Below are 332 nucleotides of genomic sequence, written 5' to 3'. Positions count from 1 at the left end.
GGTAATTTTATAATATATAATGAAGATAATAAAACATTTATAGAACATAGAAGTTATAATAATACAATTTTAGATTTTAAATTTAGATCTGAAAACGTTGATGAAATATATATTAGATTAAAGGGACTACCATTTTTTACATCATATGATCATTTCAATATATGTTGGAAGAGAAATATATAAAGCAAATGAATTTAAAAGAACTGGCAAAAAATATATACAAGATNNNNTATGATTATCTAATATCTAATTTTTTTATCCTTTTTANAGCACCCTCTTAATATTAATTCCCTTTCAACATTATCTAATAATTCTTCATATGATAAATATTG

1 protein-coding gene is annotated in these 332 nt (G+C 20.2%); it reads left to right on the top strand.

Translation table 11 applies throughout. From position 1 onward, the window contains the following. The coding region (locus LUA84_RS01300) for a hypothetical protein (RefSeq protein WP_231434081.1) at window positions 1-183 on the top strand (183 nt) is incomplete at its 5' end. Window positions 184-332 lie beyond the last annotated feature (149 nt).

The sequence above is a fragment of the Candidatus Nanopusillus massiliensis genome (genome assembly GCF_920984865.1).
This window is presented reverse-complemented; position numbering and strand designations above follow the sequence as displayed.